Source organism: Flavobacterium tructae (assembly GCF_001853485.1).
Lineage (GTDB): Bacteria > Bacteroidota > Bacteroidia > Flavobacteriales > Flavobacteriaceae > Flavobacterium > Flavobacterium tructae.
Genome location: NZ_MIKE01000022.1, coordinates 552,347 through 571,972, shown reverse-complemented (window position 1 = coordinate 571,972; position 19,626 = coordinate 552,347). Strand labels below are relative to the sequence as shown.

12 protein-coding genes are annotated in these 19,626 nt (G+C 37.0%); 5 read left to right on the top strand and 7 right to left on the bottom strand.

Going from position 1 to position 19,626, the window contains the following annotated elements:
* Positions 1–166 precede the first annotated feature (166 nt).
* The 5 genes from BHE19_RS10155 to BHE19_RS10135 all read left to right on the top strand — a co-directional run bounded on the left by BHE19_RS10155 (position 167) and on the right by BHE19_RS10135 (position 10,684).
* Complete coding sequence (locus BHE19_RS10155; RefSeq protein WP_017495408.1) at positions 167–1,033, top strand: hydroxymethylglutaryl-CoA lyase; 867 nt, start codon at positions 167–169, stop codon at positions 1,031–1,033.
* Positions 1,034–1,113: 80 nt separating this feature from the next.
* A complete protein-coding gene (locus tag BHE19_RS10150) occupies positions 1,114–1,668 on the top strand; it encodes a hypothetical protein (RefSeq protein ID WP_070907010.1) in 555 nt (184 codons plus the stop codon).
* The gene (locus BHE19_RS10145) at positions 1,665–3,068 is read left to right on the top strand and encodes a DUF5723 family protein (protein ID WP_070907009.1); all 1,404 of its coding nucleotides are present in this window, start codon (positions 1,665–1,667) and stop codon (positions 3,066–3,068) included. Before BHE19_RS10150 ends, BHE19_RS10145 begins: the two co-directional genes overlap by 4 nt.
* A 223-nt stretch (positions 3,069–3,291) precedes the next feature.
* Complete coding sequence (gene guaB / locus BHE19_RS10140) at positions 3,292–4,764, top strand: IMP dehydrogenase (protein ID WP_017495404.1); 1,473 nt, start codon at positions 3,292–3,294, stop codon at positions 4,762–4,764.
* 580 nt (positions 4,765–5,344) lie between these two features.
* A complete protein-coding gene (locus tag BHE19_RS10135; RefSeq protein ID WP_083342510.1) occupies positions 5,345–10,684 on the top strand; it encodes an Ig-like domain-containing protein in 5,340 nt (1,779 codons plus the stop codon).
* 116 nt (positions 10,685–10,800) lie between these two features.
* Here the strand turns inward: BHE19_RS10135 and BHE19_RS10130 are convergent, their stop codons facing one another.
* The 7 genes from BHE19_RS10130 to BHE19_RS10100 form a co-directional block, all read right to left on the bottom strand.
* Entirely contained in the window at positions 10,801–11,943 is a 1,143-nt protein-coding gene (locus tag BHE19_RS10130; RefSeq protein WP_070907007.1) for an FAD-dependent oxidoreductase, read from the bottom strand.
* A 192-nt stretch (positions 11,944–12,135) separates the two neighbouring features.
* Positions 12,136–13,011: a L,D-transpeptidase gene (locus tag BHE19_RS10125; RefSeq protein WP_070907006.1), complete on the bottom strand. Its 876-nt coding sequence runs from the start codon at positions 13,009–13,011 to the stop codon at positions 12,136–12,138.
* A gap of 87 nt (positions 13,012–13,098) precedes the next feature.
* Positions 13,099–14,592, bottom strand: coding sequence for a S41 family peptidase (locus tag BHE19_RS10120; RefSeq protein WP_070907005.1), 1,494 nt, complete (start codon positions 14,590–14,592; stop codon positions 13,099–13,101).
* 39 nt (positions 14,593–14,631) lie between these two features.
* Positions 14,632–15,213: an NUDIX domain-containing protein gene (locus tag BHE19_RS10115; protein ID WP_207544117.1), complete on the bottom strand. Its 582-nt coding sequence runs from the start codon at positions 15,211–15,213 to the stop codon at positions 14,632–14,634.
* Between the two features lie 57 nt (positions 15,214–15,270).
* Entirely contained in the window at positions 15,271–16,542 is a 1,272-nt protein-coding gene (locus BHE19_RS10110; protein WP_017495398.1) for an adenylosuccinate synthase, read from the bottom strand.
* Between the two features lie 94 nt (positions 16,543–16,636).
* Positions 16,637–17,095 (bottom strand): Fur family transcriptional regulator, encoded by a 459-nt coding sequence (locus BHE19_RS10105; RefSeq protein WP_017495397.1) that lies wholly within the window; start codon positions 17,093–17,095, stop codon positions 16,637–16,639.
* Between the two features lie 222 nt (positions 17,096–17,317).
* Positions 17,318–19,540: a RelA/SpoT family protein gene (locus BHE19_RS10100; RefSeq protein WP_017495396.1), complete on the bottom strand. Its 2,223-nt coding sequence runs from the start codon at positions 19,538–19,540 to the stop codon at positions 17,318–17,320.
* Positions 19,541–19,626 lie beyond the last annotated feature (86 nt).

Sequence of the window (19,626 nt, the reverse complement as noted above, 5' to 3'; positions counted from 1 at the left end):
TGTAGCTAATATTTTTTAATGTTACGTTTTTGTGTAACATTGTTGATTGTTACGTTTTTGTGTAACATATTAAAGTGTTACCATATCATGTAATACAATTAAAGAAAATTATAACTTTTATTTCTTTAAAAAAGAAACTAACTTAGCCTGCATAAAAGAGTAAGCTTTGAATAAAGAAATCAAGATTATCGAATGTCCACGTGATGCTATGCAAGGCATCAAAACTTTTATACCTACTAAAAATAAGGTTTCCTATATACAGTCTTTATTGAGAGTGGGGTTTGATACTATCGATTTTGGAAGTTTTGTGTCTCCAAAAGCAATTCCTCAAATGCAGGATACTGCCGAAGTTCTGGCTCAGCTTGATTTGTCGCAAACAACGAGCAAATTGTTAGCGATTATTGCCAATACACAAGGGGCAGCGCTGGCAGCAGCACATGAACCTATTCAATATTTGGGATTTCCTTTTTCGATATCTGAAAATTTTCAGATGCGAAACACACATAAAACAATCGCTGAATCTTTAATCACATTAGAAGAAATTCTTGAAATCGCCGATCAGAAAAATAAAGAAGTAGTTACCTATCTTTCTATGGGGTTCGGAAATCCTTACGGTGACCCTTGGAATGTAGAGATCGTGGGTGAATGGACGGAAAAACTTGCGGGAATGGGAGTTAAGATACTATCACTTTCAGATACCGTTGGTAGTTCTACACCGGAAGTAATCACGTATCTTTTTTCCAATTTAATTCCGAAATACCCTCAAATTGAATTCGGAGCGCACCTGCATACCACACCAAACAGCTGGTTTGAGAAAATAGAGGCAGCTTCGAATGCTGGCTGTACCCGTTTTGACGGTGCTATTCAGGGGTTTGGAGGCTGTCCGATGGCAACAGATAAACTCACAGGTAATATGCCTACCGAAAAGTTGATTTCGTATTTTACATCCAATAAAAAAGTGACAGGTTTGAACTCTTTAAGTTTTGAGAGTGCCTATAATGAAGCATCAAAATTGTTTGGAAAATTTCATTAGAAAATAATTATATTTACTTATGAAAGTAAAATAATAACTAGTATCAAAGTATCGTTGTTAATCTTTAGATATGTAAAGCCATGAAACCAAATTTCATAAAGAGAATTTCTCAGATACTATTTTTATCTGTCCTATTTTCATCATGTTCCAGTGATCTGGATTTTGATCAGACTAAAGATTTCAAGCTGGAACCTGCTTTTGTAGCGAATCTGGCATATTTTAATGTTCCGGCAGCTTCCTTTGTTGATAACGGTACAGAACAGCAAATAGGATTTGATGTTCAGGAATTTGATGTTTTCAAAGAAAAATATTTCAACGATCATCTCGTTAAAGCCGAATTTAATTTTGAAATGGAGAATACTATAAACAGGGCTTTTACCCTGAATGTATTACTTCTGAATGATAATAATCAAATTCTTCAAACCATTACGCTTGCTGTTCCGGCTTATGCAGGAGGTACAAATGTTATAAAATATCCTACCGAAGTATTTGAAAATCAACGATTAGATTTGTTGAAACAGACCCGTAAACTTGGCTTTGTAGTGGTTATGGCACCAGGTCCGCCTTTAAACGGAAACAGTACAGGCAGTTTAAAATTACGATCAAGTGCAACCGCTTATATGGTAATTCAATGAAAAAACTATACTTAGTTCTGATAGTCGTGTTTCAGCTTTCTTGTTTTGCTCAAAATAAAGAATTACTGTATAATTTTACCGCCATTCCGCAATCTTCCCTTGTAAATCCGGGAGCAGATGTCGCTTATAAATTCTATTTTGGAGTTCCTGTTTTATCCGGAATTTCAGCAAATTTAGGCTCAAGCAGTTTTTCGGCCTATGATTTGTTTGCGAATAACGGGGTAAATTTCAACGATAAAATCCGAAACGTGATTAATAAATCATCCAGTAGAGATAAAACTCAAATTAATCAACAGTTGGAACTGTTTTCAGGTGGTTTCAGAGTGGGAGGAAAAGACAGTCAGTCGTATCTTTCGTTTGGAGCCTATCAGGAATTTGACTTTTTAATGTACGTTCCAAAGGACCCCGCTATATTAGCACTAGACGGAAATAAAGATTACATTGGTAAGTCATTCAATTTGTCTGACTTAAATTTAAGAGCCGAAGTACTCTCAGTGTTTCACGTTGGATTTCATAAAAAAGTAAGTGAGAAACTGGTTCTGGGAGGTCGTGCCAAAATCTATTCGAGCGGAGCAAATGCAACATCAACCCGAAATTCAGGATATATTTATACCGGACAGGCTGCGGGAACTCCTAATTTATATACCCAAACGATTTCGTCTAACTTAGAAATTAAGACTTCTGGTATTGCCACATTTACAAAAGACGAGTACGACGGTAGTATTCCGAGTGATATTGTGCACAATACTTTTTTTAACGGAAGTTTAGGTTTAGGGCTTGATGCGGGTTTTACTTATTATTTTAAAGATAATCTTCAACTTACCGCAAGTATTGTTGATCTGGGTTTTGTGAGACAGTCTAAAGATATCGAAACCTTAACCTATAAAGGAACGTATCACTATGAAGGTGTGAATCCGAATTTTGATAATTCGAATGAACCGAAGAATATCTTTGATGATTTTGATAAAGCCATACCACGCGATACACTTTATAACAAGTACACCACCCTCAGACCAACAAAATTCTATTCTTCCCTTCAGTATTCCTTTGGCGAATCACGTTCTGATGAAGATTGTAATTGCCATGGTAAAGTTACCAGAAAATATGTCAACGGTGTAGGAGGGCAGCTGTTTGCAATGTCCATGCCTGTAGAACCTTTTGTGGCATTAACCGCCTTTTACAGACGCAATATTTTTGAAAAATTAGATGTAAAAGCCACTTATACAGTTGATTCCTATTCGAGTAAGAATATTGGCTTAGGATTTGCAGGTACACTTGGAAAACTGAATATGTATGTTCTGGTCAATAACCTCTTAGAATTAAAAGATGTTTCAAAAGCCAACAGTATGGCATTTCAGTTCGGTTTTAATTTTATATTTAATGACAATTCGGAAGAATAATGTTTTTAAAAAATCCAAAATCCAAAATCCAAAATCCAAGTTTCAGGTTTCAGGTTTCAGGTTTCAAGTTCTAACAATTGGAATTTGGAATTTCAAAACTTGGAATTTATCATACGGTTCATTTGTAAGATTAATTCCTTAACTATAAATTTAAGAATAACTTAGCATCCAAGTTATCAATTTATTCACTATATTTGCACGCAATTCAACTAGAAATTGCATCATGATAGCACACAACTCCAAGATTATCGGCGAAGGTTTAACTTACGACGATGTATTATTAGTACCTAACTACTCGAATGTGCTTCCCCGCGAAGTGAGTATTAAATCAAAGTTTTCACGAAATATAACGCTAAATGTTCCAATAGTATCAGCTGCTATGGATACCGTTACTGAAAGTTCTATGGCAATTGCTATGGCTCAGGAAGGCGGAATTGGTGTTTTACATAAAAACATGACGATCGAGCAACAAGCTGCGAAAGTTAGAAGAGTAAAACGTGCAGAGTCCGGAATGATTATCGATCCGGTAACTTTACCAACAAATTCAACTGTTGCAGATGCTAAAAATGCAATGAAAGAATTCGGGATTGGTGGTATTCCAATCGTTGACGAGAATAAAATACTAAAAGGAATTGTTACCAATCGTGATTTACGTTTTGAAAAAAACGGAGCAAGACCAATCGCTGAGGTAATGACAAGCACAAACTTAGTGACGGTTGCTGAAGGTACTTCATTAGAGCAGGCCGAAGTAGTTTTACAAGGGCATAAAATCGAAAAATTACCGGTGGTAAATGCTAATAATGAATTAGTAGGTTTAATCACTTTTAGAGATATCACAAAACTGACTCAAAAGCCAATCGCTAACAAAGATGTTTACGGACGTTTGAGAGTTGCAGCGGCAATTGGGGTAACCGGTGATGCTGTTCAAAGAGCGGAAGCTTTAGTGGCAGCGGGTGTTGATGCAATTATCATCGATACTGCTCACGGACATACTGAAGGTGTAGTCAATGTATTAAAAGAAGTAAAATCAAAATTCCCTCAAATAGATGTAGTAGTTGGAAACATCGCTACTCCGGAAGCGGCTAAATATTTAGTAGAAAGCGGTGCTGACGGTGTAAAAGTGGGTATCGGACCTGGTTCTATCTGTACAACCCGTATCGTTGCCGGTGTTGGTTTTCCTCAATTCTCAGCAGTTCTTGAAGTAGCTGCGGCTATTAAAGGAAGTGGTGTTCCGGTAATTGCCGATGGTGGAATTCGTTACACAGGTGATATTCCTAAAGCGATTGCCGCAGGAGCTGATTGTGTGATGTTAGGTTCATTACTGGCAGGGACAAAAGAATCTCCGGGAGAAACGATCATCTTCGAAGGAAGAAAATTCAAATCGTATCGCGGAATGGGTTCTGTTGAAGCGATGCAAGGCGGATCTAAAGACCGTTACTTTCAGGATGTTGAAGACGACGTTAAAAAATTAGTTCCAGAAGGAATTGTAGGTCGTGTTCCTTATAAAGGAGAATTAAACGAAAGTATGCTTCAGTTCATTGGTGGTCTTCGCGCCGGAATGGGATACTGTGGTTCAAAAGATATTCCAACCTTACAAGAGTCAGGACGTTTCGTTAGAATTACTTCAAGTGGAATTACTGAAAGTCACCCGCACAACGTAACCATTACAAAAGAAGCTCCAAATTATTCCAGATAATTTTTAGTTTTCAATATAAAACAAAAGGCATAAGATTTAGTTTCTTATGCCTTTTTTTGTTTCCCTATAAAATCTTATGGAGCAACAAAAGCAGATTTCCAAAACTAAAAAAAAACCATTATCATCTGCAATGTGTTATAGAATTTGGAGACCAACCATTTTTGGGATTGTTTCTCTACTATTGGCTTTTCTGAAATTGCTCCAGCGGAGCAAAATATTTATTTCCACTATCATTCCCAATACGTTAAAGAATTTGGAGAACGGGTATTTTTAGAAATTGCTCCAACGGAGCAAAATATTTATAGCAAATGTAATTTTTCAATATCAAAAAGCTCAAGAGGAGCGGAACTTTTGAAATGCGAGCAATGTCACGTATTACATATAAAGGCTTTCCAGCAACCATTTATTACACTCTTATACCACTTATTACATAGTCATGTATGTAGCGATAAGGGGGAGGTACCTTTGCAGAATAATTAGAGAGGAAGAAGCTGCAAATTTATAAAGGTAGTTTTCTGAATGTGCGAGATAAAAATGATTAAATGTTCCAAAAACGTTAAAAAATTAGGTACCACATTATATGAAAAATTGTTGGTTTAAAATAGTTCTTATTTTATTATATGTATTGTCTTATGCAGGTCATGCACAGGTAACTATCACGGCCGTTGCAAGTAACACGTCTTGTGTGGGAAACGGAAGTATTACCGTTACAGTGAATAATGTAACAGTTCCGATTACTTATGCAATTGCAAAATTACCTTTTAACGAGGCAACTGTTATCACAAGTCCGGATCCTGTTTTTATCAATCTCGCAACGGGAGATTACTATTATGGCTATTATAACGGTACTACTTTTGTTAGGGCGGCAGCTTCTATAAATGTAGGAAGTTCGTTCTCTACAGTTTCACCCACGATTACTTCTGTTAGTGCAAAAAACTATACCTACTGTGGTAACGATCCTGATCCTTTAGGAACTGTTTCAGTTAGAATTTCGGGAGGAAATGGGCCTTACACCATAAGCCTTCTCAATGCTTCAGATAACAGTGAAGTGCAGAAAATAACAACCTCTTTGACCAATTATAACTTTACAAATCTGCTTCCGGGAGCTTATAAAGTACAGCTAACAGACAACTGCGGGGCAACGACTACTTCGCTCAATACCGTAACACTTTCAGCAAATGTAATATTCAAGTCTAGTGATTTACAGATTGTAACAAAAACATCTTTGAGCAATAGCGATGTTGATATAGTGTATAATACGACAGGAGATGTTTGTTCAGGTGTTAAAAGTGCCACTCTGGTGAACGGATTTAAAGCTGTCGTAAGTCATTTTTACATCAATACTACTCCGGATTTTTTAGTCGGTTTTAATGATGCTACCAGCAGTATTCGATACAAATTAGAAATCCAAAACGGCACAGGCTGGGATGTATATGATAATTTAACACGTGCACAGGCTGAACAAAGGTTTGTATTGCCTTCGGATCGCTCTGAATGGGGAGAGGTTCGTCTTACGGGCACCTATTGTGGACTGTCACGAACAATAACGCAGGATTATGGGGCATCGTCGATAGGTAAACCTTTGGCGTTTAAATTTGACTTTCGTATTGTTGATGATCCGGCTAATACTAATTGCAGTACTACAGGAAAAGTACGATTAAGCGGTAATGGTATGGGGGCAAATTGGGCGATGACAGGATGCCTGCCCTATAATTTGGAAGTTACTAATAATGCAACAGGTATTAAAACGGATTATACTCTTACTGATGGAAGACTCGATATAGGTCTTGTAAATTGTCTTTTAGATATTGGTGAGACTTATACTGTAAAAATAACAGATAATGCTGGTACAGAAGCACCATCTTATTTTTTTAGAAATGATACTTCGAGCGCGACAAAGAAAAATATTAGTGATAAAAACAATGTTTTTATTGATCCGGTTTATTTCAGCCCGCCCACGAGTGATTTAAAAAGTCAAATACAAATTCTTACAGGTCCTAGTGCTCAGTATTTTGGTAAATCGGCCTTAGGCATGAATGCGCCGATAGGAGTTACTGGAACTGTTGGCCTGGAAGGAGCAGTAACGATTAGTTTGGAAAGCGGTCCCTCGGCATTGACAGTTGTACAAATTTTAGATAATTCAGGAAAAAAGACGGGTAATTTCAGGTTAGGAAATGATTTAACACCTGGAACTTATAAAATCAGGGTAAAAGATTCCGGTTGTTTTAATGAAGTTTTTGATGTAGTATTGGACACCTACTTTACCAAGATTGAAATTACAAAAGCTTCTTATGAGGTTTCTCCTTCCATCTGTGATCGTTACATAAAAAAAGCAACTGTAACGGTTTCAGCAGTAGGCAGTGCTATAATTAGCAGTAAATTAGAAGGTTTATATTCGACACCAAGGTTTTATGTTAATACATTTAAAGGACCTGTTGCAGGAGAAGGCAACATAAATTCTGTTATTGGGGTTACACTGGCTAAAGGAGTTTTTGATTTTAGTTTTCAACCGCAAATTTCGGGAGACTATGAAATTGGTATAGCGAAAAATTACATAACAGGAAATAATTTTTCGCAGCCAGGTGATTTGTGGGGCAATACTACAACTGTATCTTTAAGTGTAAAATCCAATTTCCCTATTTTTGATCTCTCTCAATCGGGAGGAATCGTCTGCGCTGGCAATACCACAGGAGACCTTTATGTTAAGGTAAATAATACATTAGATACGGATACCGTAACTTATTTTATTAAAAAAGATACAGATGCGGCCTTTCCTGCTAATGGTCAAACGAGCCCAGTTTTTAAAGGATTGGAAGCGGGCAATTATGTGGTAAGAGCCAAAACGGCTTGCTATGAGGTAGATCAAGCCTTAATTTTAAGAGCAAAACCTGATCCATTAATAAAGGGGAAAAGTTCTTATTGTAAAGGAGATAGTTTGAAACTGGATATAAGTGACGTGGGACCAGTTACTTCGATTATATGGACGCTGACGGATGGTACTACATCTAATGCAACGCAATTGGCATTAGATAATGTAACGACTGCTCAAAGTGGTTCGTATAAAGTGGAAATAAATACTATTGGAGGGTGTTATTTTTCAGAATCGATTAACATTACAATAAATGATCCTCAAACACCAACAACCAGCAAAACCACACAAGAATTCTGTAAAACAGACAACAAAACAGTGGCTGATTTAGCAGTAAATGAATCAGGAGTGACTTGGTACGATGCAGCTACTGGAGGAAATGCAGTTGCTTCAACAACTCTTTTAGAAAACAATAAAGTATATTACGGTTCTTTAAAAGAGGGTACTTGTGAGAGCCCAACCAGATTGGCGGTAACGGTTACTTTGAGCGATCCAAAAACACCAACTACAAGTAAAACCACGCAAGAATTCTGTAAAACAGACAACAAAACGGTGGCAGATTTAGCAGTAAACGAATCTGGTGTAACTTGGTATGACGCTGCTACGGCAGGAAATGCAGTTGCTTCAACAACTCTTTTAGAAAACAATAAGGTTTATTATGGTTCTCTAAAAGCAGGAACTTGTGAGAGCCCAACCAGATTGGCGGTAACGGTTACTTTGAGCGATCCAAAAACGCCAACGACAACTAAAACCACGCAGGAATTCTGTAAAGCAGACAACAAAACCGTGGCTGATTTAGCAGTAAATGAATCAGGAGTGACTTGGTACGATGCAGCTACGGCAGGAAATGTAGTTGCTTCAACAACAACTTTAGAAGACAATAAAGTTTATTACGGCTCATTAAAAGCCGGAACTTGCGAGAGCCCAACGAGATTGGCGGTAACCGTTACTTTGAGTGATCCAAAAGCACCAACGACCAGTAAAACCACTCAAGAATTCTGTAAAACGGACAATAAAACCGTGGCAGATTTAGCAGTAAACGAATCAGGAGTGACCTGGTATGATGCAGCTAACAATGGAAATGTTATTGCCGGAACAATTCTTTTAGAAAACAATAAAGTCTATTACGGTTCTTTAAAAGCAGGAACTTGCGAGAGCCCAACCAGACTGGCGGTAACCGTTACTTTGAGCGATCTTCAAACGCCAACGACCAGTAAAACCACGCAGGAATTCTGTAAAACAGACAATAAAACCGTGGCTGATTTAGCAGTAAACGAATCAGGAGTAACTTGGTACGATGCAGCTAACAATGGAAATGCAGTTGCTTCAACAACAACTTTAGAAAACAATAAATTGTATTACGGTTCTCTAAAAGCAGGAACTTGTGAGAGTCCGACCAGATTATTGGTAACCGTTACTTTGAGTGATCCAAAAACACCAACGACCAGCAAAACCACACAAGAGTTTTGTAAAGCGGACAACAAAACCGTGGCTGATCTAGCAGTAAATGAATCAGGAGTGACCTGGTACAATGCGGCAACAGCAGGAAGTGTAATCGCTTCAACAACAGTTTTAGAAAACAACAAAGTATATTACGGTTCGCTTAAAGCAGGAACTTGCGAGAGTCCGACCAGATTAGCGGTAACGGTTACTTTGAGCGATCCTCAAACACCAACGACCAGCAAAACCACGCAGGAATTCTGTAAAACAGACAACAAAACAGTGGCTGATTTAGCAGTAAATGAATCAGGAGTGACTTGGTATGATGCAGCAACAGGCGGAAATGCAGTTGCTTCAACAACAACTTTAGAAGACAATAAAGTCTATTACGGTTCTTTAAAAGCAGGAACTTGCGAGAGTTCAACCAGATTGGTGGTAACCGTTACTTTGAGTGATCCAAAAACACCAACGACCAGCAAAACCACACAAGAGTTTTGTAAAGCAGACAACAAAACCGTGGCTGATTTAGCAGTAAACGAATCAGGAGTGACTTGGTATGATGCAGCTAACAATGGAAATGTTATTGCCGCAACAACAACTTTAGAAGACAACAAAGTTTATTACGGTTCTTTAAAAGCAGGAATTTGCGAGAGCCCAATACGTTTGGCTGTAAAAACAATTGTGAAGAGCTGTACCACCGAATCTCCTCACTGGGATAGTGGAGCCTGTGTTTTTGATGAAGCAACATACAAGGTTGCCAGCGGAATGTCAGATTATAATTGGATAGTTTCTAAGGAAGGTGTAATTGTTGCAGGAGGAGAATCTACAGATGATTATGTAACGGTTATATGGAATAGTGCAGGGAAGGCAACTGTAAAAGCAGAGTATATTGATGTTTCGAAATTTGATCCTCTGGTGTTGATAGATTTTCCTGTAGCGGTTAATTCTTGTTCGGATGTGGGTTTAAAAAAGACAGTCGATAATCCTACACCGGGAATTGGACATCAGGTAGTTTTTACGATAACAGCAGAGAACTTAGGGATAAATGCAGTTAAGGAAGTGGTGATTAGTGAAAAACTTCCATCAGGATATGATTATGTAACTTCACAGACTTCTTCAGGGAGCTATAATAGCATCGATGGAATTTGGATGTTACCTGTTTTACAGGCACAGGAAAATCAAACGCTTAAGATAACAGCAAAAGTTAAAGAATTGGGTGATTATCTTAATATAGCCTATTTGAAAAATTCCAATCCTGTAGATATCAATGAAATGAACAATAGGGCAGAAGCTTCGATTGTAATTGCAGATGTTATAGTGTACAATGCGATTTCAATAAACGGTGACGGTTTGAATGATTATTTTAAAATTACAGGCTTACATAATTATCCTAATAATACGGTGGAAATATTCAATCGAAATGGAGTTCAAATCTTTAAAACCCATAATTATGGAGGTAATAACAATGTTTTCAGGGGTATATCCGAAGGAAGAGCTACGATCTCTAAAAAGAGCGGTGTGCCTACCGGAACTTACTTTTATATTCTTCGTTATGAAAGAGCAGGTGTATTTAGAGAAAGGGTGGGATATTTGTATGTCAGTAATAATTAGGCGCTGATATAATTTGCGTTAATGATTGCTAAGGAAGCCAAGAATTTTATACAAAAAAAACAAAAGGCATAAGAGTTAGTTTCTTATGCCTTTTCTAGTTTTAATAACTCGATTTTTTAGCCAATCCTGCTATTTAAAATGTCTTCCGTTGTGTTGTCAGAGTGCAGTAAGATTTCCATTTTGGTAGTTTCACGCTGTGCTTCTAAAGCATAGCCAAACATCTTTTGTTCATAGTCATCAATGGCATCCTGAAGGGTGATAAATTTTCCGTTGGTTAAGTTTTCGGTTAAATGATAAGCATCAAACAATCCCATATTGACACCTTCACCGGCAAAGGGAGGCATTAAATGAGCTGCATCTCCAACAAGTGTAATGTTGGAGTGTTCTTTCCAGGAATCTTCTAATGAGAACAAACGTAAAGGCAATCCGGAAAAATCAGTTGCTGCGTTAAAGAATTTTTTATAATCGTCGCTCCAGTTTTTAAAGGTTTCATTCAAAAAAGCTCTTACTGAAGTGAGGTTTTCAAAGTCAATTCCGTTGTTTGAAATCCAATTTTCATCTGCTTTGAAAGAAACTCCAAAATGTACTGAACCGTCACGTAATGTGTGAGTGTAGAACATTTTGTGTTCTCCCATAGCCATTACATTTCCATCACCGTATTTAGGTTTGAATTCCGGATAATCGCGATTCGGATCAGCAATTTCTCCCTGAATAATATAGGTTCCTGAAAGTTGAGGTTCCAGATCGGTTACAAATTTTCGGGCATTCGATCTTCCGCCGTTGGCTACAATTACAAAATCAGCGCTCGCAGTGGTACCATTCTTAAATTCTAAATGATATTGCGCTCCGGCTTTTTTTATATGGATTAAATGACTGTCCCAAACTACTGTATTTTCTTTTAGATTCTCCAGCATGATTTTTCGTAAATCGTTGCGGTCGATTTCAGGTCGTGCATAGGCGTTTTCTTCAGTAGGCATTTCAGTCGAAGTAATATTACCGTGCATGTCGGCCATTTTTTCGCCGGTTGGACGTGCATATTTATAGAATTCGGCCATTAAATCCGCTTTTTCAATTGCTTTCTGACCAGAATCTAAATGAATATCAAGTGTTCCGCCCGAAGTTCTGGCCTGAGCGTTCAAATCTCTTTCGTATACCGTTACGTCGGCACCATTAATTTGTAAAATTCTTGCTGTTGTTAAGCCAACAGGTCCGCCACCAATAATGACGATCTTTTTGTTTTTTATAAGGGAATGGTTCATGTCTTGTTTTTAATTAGGTAGCAAATATATAAATAATAAATGAACGTTTATTCATTTAAATGTTAAATAGTTTCAAAGACACAAAGTTTCAAAGGTTTAGTGGGGGCGTAAATGTTATAAAAAAAATCAGCCAGAACCTTTTAAGAAATGGTTTTGACTGATTGTAATGATGTTGCTTTTTATAAAATAGAATCAGGGCGTAGGAGTTTGTCCGGCTTCTCTAAGTTTTTGGTTTTCCAGTATTTCTTTTAAAAAAGGCCGGATTTGCGTTTCTATCTCTGATTCGGAGAGATCAAGTGCTTTAGGATCTTTTACCAATGCAAACCACGGTTTTGGTGCATCAAAAGGGTAGTTTCCAAAAACGATTACGGGAGTTCCTTTTATTTCTACGTTTTCTCTGTCTTTTAAGACCCATTCATCAGCCCATTTGTAAAGATCTTTGGCGTCGTTTTCCTGTAATCTCAAACAGGAATGTGATGCCGGATATCCGGGTAAATCGTACTGGTGAAATCCAACACCCAGTTTATTCTCAATATTAAAATTCCATTTTAAGTCCCATTCGTCATTGAAGGTGCTGGTTGTTTTCTCGGCCTTCCAGTTGGTAAAGAATAATCCGGTTGGAGTAGGATCTTTTTTTCTTCCCATATTAGTTGGGCCTGTATAGATTAGTTCTCCATTTTCATAAGCGGCAAATGCCTGAGAAGGATAAGAAAAAAGAATCACTTTTGAAACCTCTTCTAAGGCGGCAACGTGCAAAGGAAACGGAAGATAATAGACCAGATCACCTGTAAAATCAGCCGGAATAATAACCGAGTCCATTTTGACAAAATTCTTTTGATCTGTTCGGTTTAGAGCGTAGGCAATATGAAGCTTGCTGCTATCGGATGCATTGATTTTAAGCCATTCTTTGGTGTTTTCAAAATGATAAGAGATCGACTTTGGTTTTTTATACTCGATCGTTTTTTTGACTTTGCTCTTAGATTCAGTAGTTTCATTCTTTTTGCAAGAACTTATTAAAATTAGAACGATCAGTAGTAAAATACTTGAGGGGTATCGTAACTTTCTCATAATTGTATTTTTTTATACTAGTAAAGTTATTTGATTACCAGTCAAATCGTTTATACAATTACCTGAATAGTTTGTTGGATTTTCATTTTACATCTGATCAATTAATTTAAAAGTATATTCCAACGGTGTATCCTTATTTTGTATAAAATCAGTCGTGCTTTGTTTGATCTCATGATCGGGAATTACGCCTCTGCCAAAAAGCTGATTGGGTTTCTTAGGGGCATCCTGTTCTAAGTTGACAATCGAAAATTGCGTTTTTATTTTTGTATTTGGGAGTTCATATCCCACAGGTGTATGTCCGTTATGGCCATAGTAACCTCCCATTGTCTCTTCTCCAATAATTATGGCATTGGTATGGCCTGCAACTAAAGAAGCAAAGAGTGATCCCGCAGATGCGATTCTGGGACTAATTAATAAATAAATCTGCCCTTGAAAATTATTTTTGTCAGGCTGTAATAAACGATTGAATTTGGGATCTTGCAGATATGTTTTGCCTTTCAACTCAGGGTATTCTTCTTTGAGTTCGGCTTCAAATTCACTTAGTTCCTCCAGTTGTTTTTTGGGTTCTGTTTCTTCGTAAACGAAATACTGGGGGTAGGGAACTTTTTGAAAATTAATAAATGCCGATGTGTTTTCCCGATACGTTTTTTGTGTCAGATAAGAAAAAGCGACAAGATCGTTGGGGTCACTTCCACCGCCATTACTACGAACATCTACAATTAAATTTTTGATTTCAGGATGCAGTGTGAGAAACTGAAAGCAGCTGTCCAGATATTTTTTATAGACAATATGCTCCTTGTCTTCTGCATTCATTCCAATGGCAAAAGTTGGTATAGAAAGCAGTGCTGTATTTGGTGTACTTATCTTAAAAGTATATTTATTTTTGATTTTGCCATAATACAGACTGTCTACAGGCAGAGAATGGCGATTTTTAAAATTATCCTTTCTTGTTTCGTTCGAAACAGCAAGAACTTTTTTGGATTGTTTTTGAGTTTGATCAGGAAGTGAATATTCAACCAGAAAATGCTCTTTTGGGCCATATTCCAGTTCGAAATACCTTCCGAATGAAGCGCTGATTCCGATTGATTTTCCAGAAAGATTATAACCGTCCGTCGTGTAATATTTATAGAAACGAGAGATTATTTTCTCGATTTTAATGCCGTTGATTTTATGAATTTGAGATCCAATCGGAATTTCGGAATTCTGAAAATTTATAATTATTTTATTACCAAGTAGTTTTACAGGATATGGAAAGAAAACTTTTCCTGATGTATATTTTTTTAGAAATTCATTAGGAAGAGTTGTATTGTTGTGCACACTACCTTCGAAGTCAGTGATTTTTAGGATTATTTTGTAGAAATCCAGTAACGATTTAGGTTTTTTTAATTCTGAAAATGCCCACGAATAAATACTTTCGATCTGCTTTTTGGTTCGGTATTTATAAACCCCTGAATTGGCTTTTTCTCGAATTTCCTTAAAAGTTGATAAATCCTGTTTTAGTTTTGCGGCAGGCCATTTTTCATTTTGGGAAAAGAGCAGACAAGGAAAAAACAGAAAAAGGAATGTTTTAAAATGGAGCATTTAATAGATTTTAGTTTTATCTAAAATACTCAAAAAATCTTAAATCAAACCTTTTATTTTGGCATGCTGCAACAATAAAATCGTTTTTGCATCTGTGATTTCGCCGGATTCAATCATGGCATAAGCTTCGTCAAAAGTATATTCCAGAACCTCTATGTTTTCTTGTTCAGCGTCTAATCCACCGCCATCATTTACTTTCATGGTCTCGTCATATTCTCCCACAAAAAGGTATAAAATTTCGGTTACTGATCCTGGTGACATGTAGGTTTCGATTACTTTTTCTACTTTCTGTAGACGATACCCGGTTTCTTCTTCGGTTTCGCGAATAATAGCCTGCTCCGGATGATCCTGATCTAAAAGTCCTGCGCAAACTTCAATCATCATTCCGCTTTTATTGCTGTTTAGATAGGTCGGGAGACGAAATTGACGCGTCAGGATAACGGTTTTCTTTGAGGTGTTGTACAATAAAATGGCAGCTCCATTTCCGCGGTCATACACTTCACGGATATGAGATTCTATTTTACCGTCTTTCATTTCGTAATCAAAAGTTACTTTGTTCAGCAGGTACCAATTGTCTGATAATAATTGGGTTTCGGTAACTTTAATTTTTGGATTTTTCATCATAAGAAATGTTTGGTATAAAAAAAAACGCTCTGATTATCAGAGCGTTTAGAGGTGTTATTTTGTTATTGTTTGCTTTCTGTCTGGTCCAACCGATACAATTTTGATCGGCACTCCTACTTCTGCTTCAATAAACTCAATATATTCTTTTAGCTCAACCGGTAATTGATCGTAAGTCGTCATTCCTGTTAAATCAGCTTGCCATCCTTTAAACTCTTTATAAACAGGAGTTACGTTTTCAGGCTCGATGTTGTAAGGGAAGTGAGAGATGTTTTCACCTTTATAGTTGTATGCAGTACAAACTTTTAAAGTTTCAAATCCGGAAAGTACGTCACCTTTCATCATCATTAACTGAGTAACTCCATTTACCTGAACGGCATATTTTAAAGCTACTAAATCCAACCATCCGCAACGTCTTTGTCTTCCTGTAACGGATCCAAATTCGTTTCCAACTTTTGCCATTGTTGCACCTACTTCGTCAAAAAGTTCAGTAGGGAATGGGCCACTACCTACACGTGTAACGTAAGCTTTGAAAATTCCGTATACTTCTTTGATTTTGTTCGGAGCAATTCCTAAACCGGTACAAGCTCCGGCAGCTGTAGTGTTTGAAGAAGTTACAAACGGATAGGTTCCGAAATCAACATCTAATAAAGAACCCTGAGCTCCTTCACATAAGATTGATTTACCTGCTTTTTGAGCCTGGTACATGTATTCTTCACTATCAATGAAATCTAATTTTTTTAATTCTTCGATAGCTTCAAAAAACTCTTTTTCAAGTTCAGCCAGATTGTATTGAATCGCTACATCATAAAAAGCAATCATAGCTTCATGTTTGTCAGCCAATGCTCTGTAACGCTCTTTAAAGTCTTCTAATTCGATGTCTCCAACACGCAATCCGTTTCTTCCGGTTTTGTCCATGTAAGTTGGTCCAATTCCTTTAAGAGTAGATCCGATTTTTGCTTTTCCTTTAGATGCTTCAGAAGCAGCATCCAATAAACGGTGCGTTGGTAAAATTAAGTGTGCTTTTCTTGAAATGATCAGTTTGCTTTTGATATCAAGGTTAAATTTCTCTAAACCTTCGATTTCTTTTTGAAAAACCACCGGGTCTATTACAACACCATTACCAATGATGTTTACTGATTTTTTATGAAAAATTCCGGAAGGAATGGTTCTAAGTACGTGTTTAATTCCGTCAAATTCTAATGTATGTCCTGCGTTTGGTCCTCCTTGAAAACGTGCAATAATATCATAATTTGAGGTAAGTACATCTACAATTTTTCCTTTACCTTCATCTCCCCATTGTAATCCTAGTAATAAATCTACGGTCATTCTCTTTTAATTTGCGTTGAGGCAATCCGTATTGCCCCACTGATTAATGTAGTTAATTTTCTTTTTTATATTTTCTGAATAAGACCTTTCGGAATTATTGTTTTTGTTTTTTGTTTCCGTAGAAATACAACGAATGATTTGTAATTTCAATATCAAATATTTCTTCGATAGTTTTTTTGATGGTCTGAATTCTTGGATCGCAAAATTCAATTACCTCACCGGAATCCGTCATGATAATGTGATCATGCTGTTTATCAAAATATGATTTTTCGTAGTAAGCCTGATTTTGTCCAAATTGATGTTTTCTAACCAAAGCGCAGTCTAACAAAAGCTCAATCGTGTTGTACAATGTAGCTCTACTCACACGATAGTTCTTGTTTTTCATTTTGATGTATAGGTTTTCTATGTCAAAATGTTCTTCGCTATCGTAAATTTCCTGAAGTATAGCATAACGCTCAGGAGTTTTGCGATGCCCTTTTTGCTCAAGATACAGTGTAAAAACATTTTTTACAATTTCTTGATTTCTAGTGTTGTCAGTTGAAATGAGTGTCATATCCGGCAAAGATAATTTTTTATTTTTAATGAATAAAAGTTTCGGGTTTAAAGTTTAGTTATAAAACCCTTATAGATAGGTTAAAAAAGTTATGTGTTGTGAGTTTCAGGTTTAAAGTTTCAAGTTTCAAGTTTCAAGTTTCAAGTTTAAAGTTTCAAGTTTCAAGTTTCGGAGTTTAATATCCAGAACTCATAATCTGAAAGCTGGAACAATAACCCATTCCTAAGTTCTGTACTCTCTTGTTACTTTATCAACTCCGTCGATTTTTTTAATGGCATTGATCATTTTCTTCAAAATGGTGTTGTTTTGAACGATGACAGCAATTTGTCCGTGAAAAATTCCGGCATCAGTGCTTAACGAAATGCTCTGGATGTTTACACTCATGTTGTTCGAAATGACTCTGGTCAATTGATTGGTAAGTCCTAAAACGTCCATTCCTGTTATGTTGATGATGGCTTTGAATTCTTCCTGAGAAGAGTCAATCCATTTGGCACTCATGATACGGTAAGCATAATTTGACTGCATGCCAATTGCATTTGGACAGTCTTTTTTATGAACTTTGATTCCTTCATTGATGGTTACAAATCCAAAAACATCATCTCCCGGAATCGGGTTACAGCATGGGGAGAGTTTATAATCGAGTTTGTCGTGTTCCGTTCCAAAAACCAGCATGTCGTAGTTACTGCTGATGATGGGTTTGTGAATGTCTTCTGAAGCGGTGTTGTCTTTGTTTCGCTTAATTTTATTTTTGAAGAAATTGATAAACGTATTGCTTTTTTGCGCCGCGTAATCTTTTAATTGTTGATTTTCGATCGCACCAATACCTACTCTGTAAAATAAATCTAAACTGGTTTTAAGTTTGAAAAAGTTAACCAATTCATTGATAACTTGTTCGTTAATGGTGATTTTAAGATGTTTTAATTTTCGGGTAAGGAGTTCTTTTCCTTCTTCGGCGATTTTTTTGGTGTTCTCGTTCAGAACATTTTTAATTTTGGTTTTCGCGCGCGAAGTTGTCACGTATTCCAACCAGTTTACAGTTGGTTTTTGATTGGCAGAGGTTATAACTTCAACCTGATCGCCACTTTTTAATTCGTGATTCAAAGGCACTAATCGTCCATTGACGCGTGTTCCTCGGGTTTTAATTCCAATTTCAGAGTGTATGCTGAAAGCAAAATCAAGTGATGTGGCTCCTTTTGGAAGTGATTTGATTTCTCCTTTTGGTGTAAAGACAAAGATTTCTTTGGAATACAAATTCATTTTGAAATCTTCAACAAAATCTACGGCATTGGTTTCCTGATTCTCCAGTGCTTCACGAAGTAAATTCAGCCATACGTCCAGACCGCTTTCTTCGGTTGCGCCGTTTTTGTATTTGTAATGTGCGGCATATCCTTTTTCGGCAATTTCATCCATACGTTCGCTTCGAACCTGGACTTCAACCCAACGGCCTTTTGGCCCCATAACCGTAATGTGCAGGGCTTCGTAACCGGTTGATTTTGGAGAGGAAATCCAGTCACGCAAACGACTCGGGCTCGGTCTGTAATGATCTGTCACGATGGAATAGATTTTCCAGGCTACGAATTTTTCATCATGCTGATCTGATTTGTAAACAATTCTTAAGGCGAATTTATCGTACACTTCGTCAAAACTTACATTTTGAGCACGCATTTTTCGACGAATGGAGTAAATAGATTTTGGACGTCCTTTAATGACATAATCGACACCTTCACTGTCTAAAGATTTCTTTAAAACATCTGAAATGTCTTTGATATAAGCATCCTGTTCTTCTTTTGTTTCTCTGATTTTGCTTACAATGTCGTTGTATACATTTGGTTCTGTATATTTCAGACCTAAATCTTCCAGTTTGGTTTTGATATTGTACAATCCCAAACGGTGGGCAAGAGGGGCATAAATATAAAGTGTTTCTGAGGCGATTTTAGTTTGTTTGTATTCCGCCATCGAATCCATGGTTTGCATATTGTGCAAACGATCGGCCAGTTTGATCAGAATAACACGAACGTCATCGTTCAGTGTCAGAATCATTTTTCGGAAATTTTCGGCCTGCATGGAGGCATTCAGATCTCTCTGAACCAATGATATTTTGGTTAAACCTTCTACCAATTGTGCAACTTTCGGATTGAACAAACGCTCTATATCTTCTACTGTCAAGGGAGTATCTTCAACAACATCATGCAAAAGGGCCGCAGCGATAGAGGTCGCTCCCAAACCAATTTCGGAAGCAACAATTTTCGCAACTGCAATAGGATGAAAGATATACGCTTCTCCGGATTTACGTCTTTGTTCTTTATGCGCATCAACTGCAACATCAAATGCTTTACGGATAAGTTTTTTGTCGGTTGGACTTAAAGTCTGGTAACTGATTCGAAGTAACTCTTTATACTCTTGTGCAATTGCTTTATTTTCTTTTTCAATATCTATTTCTATCATAACGGCATAGTTCAAGTACTAAAAATAAGAATAAGTTTGAATATACGCAAGGGAATGGAGGGTTGATTTTAGAATGAAATTATTTT

What these genes read in the sequence shown, in the direction of transcription:
- BHE19_RS10150 (WP_070907010.1), top strand. Translation starts at nt 1,114, where the DNA reads ATGAAACCAAATTTCATAAAGAGAATTTCTCAGATACTATTTTTATCT.
- BHE19_RS10145 (WP_070907009.1), top strand. Translation starts at nt 1,665, where the DNA reads ATGAAAAAACTATACTTAGTTCTGATAGTCGTGTTTCAGCTTTCTTGT.
- guaB (WP_017495404.1), top strand. Translation starts at nt 3,292, where the DNA reads ATGATAGCACACAACTCCAAGATTATCGGCGAAGGTTTAACTTACGAC.
- BHE19_RS10135 (WP_083342510.1), top strand. Translation starts at nt 5,345, where the DNA reads ATGAAAAATTGTTGGTTTAAAATAGTTCTTATTTTATTATATGTATTG.
- BHE19_RS10130 (WP_070907007.1), bottom strand. Translation starts at nt 11,943, where the DNA reads ATGAACCATTCCCTTATAAAAAACAAAAAGATCGTCATTATTGGTGGC.
- BHE19_RS10125 (WP_070907006.1), bottom strand. Translation starts at nt 13,011, where the DNA reads ATGAGAAAGTTACGATACCCCTCAAGTATTTTACTACTGATCGTTCTA.
- BHE19_RS10120 (WP_070907005.1), bottom strand. Translation starts at nt 14,592, where the DNA reads ATGCTCCATTTTAAAACATTCCTTTTTCTGTTTTTTCCTTGTCTGCTC.
- BHE19_RS10115 (WP_207544117.1), bottom strand. Translation starts at nt 15,213, where the DNA reads ATGAAAAATCCAAAAATTAAAGTTACCGAAACCCAATTATTATCAGAC.
- BHE19_RS10110 (WP_017495398.1), bottom strand. Translation starts at nt 16,542, where the DNA reads ATGACCGTAGATTTATTACTAGGATTACAATGGGGAGATGAAGGTAAA.
- BHE19_RS10105 (WP_017495397.1), bottom strand. Translation starts at nt 17,095, where the DNA reads ATGACACTCATTTCAACTGACAACACTAGAAATCAAGAAATTGTAAAA.
- BHE19_RS10100 (WP_017495396.1), bottom strand. Translation starts at nt 19,540, where the DNA reads ATGATAGAAATAGATATTGAAAAAGAAAATAAAGCAATTGCACAAGAG.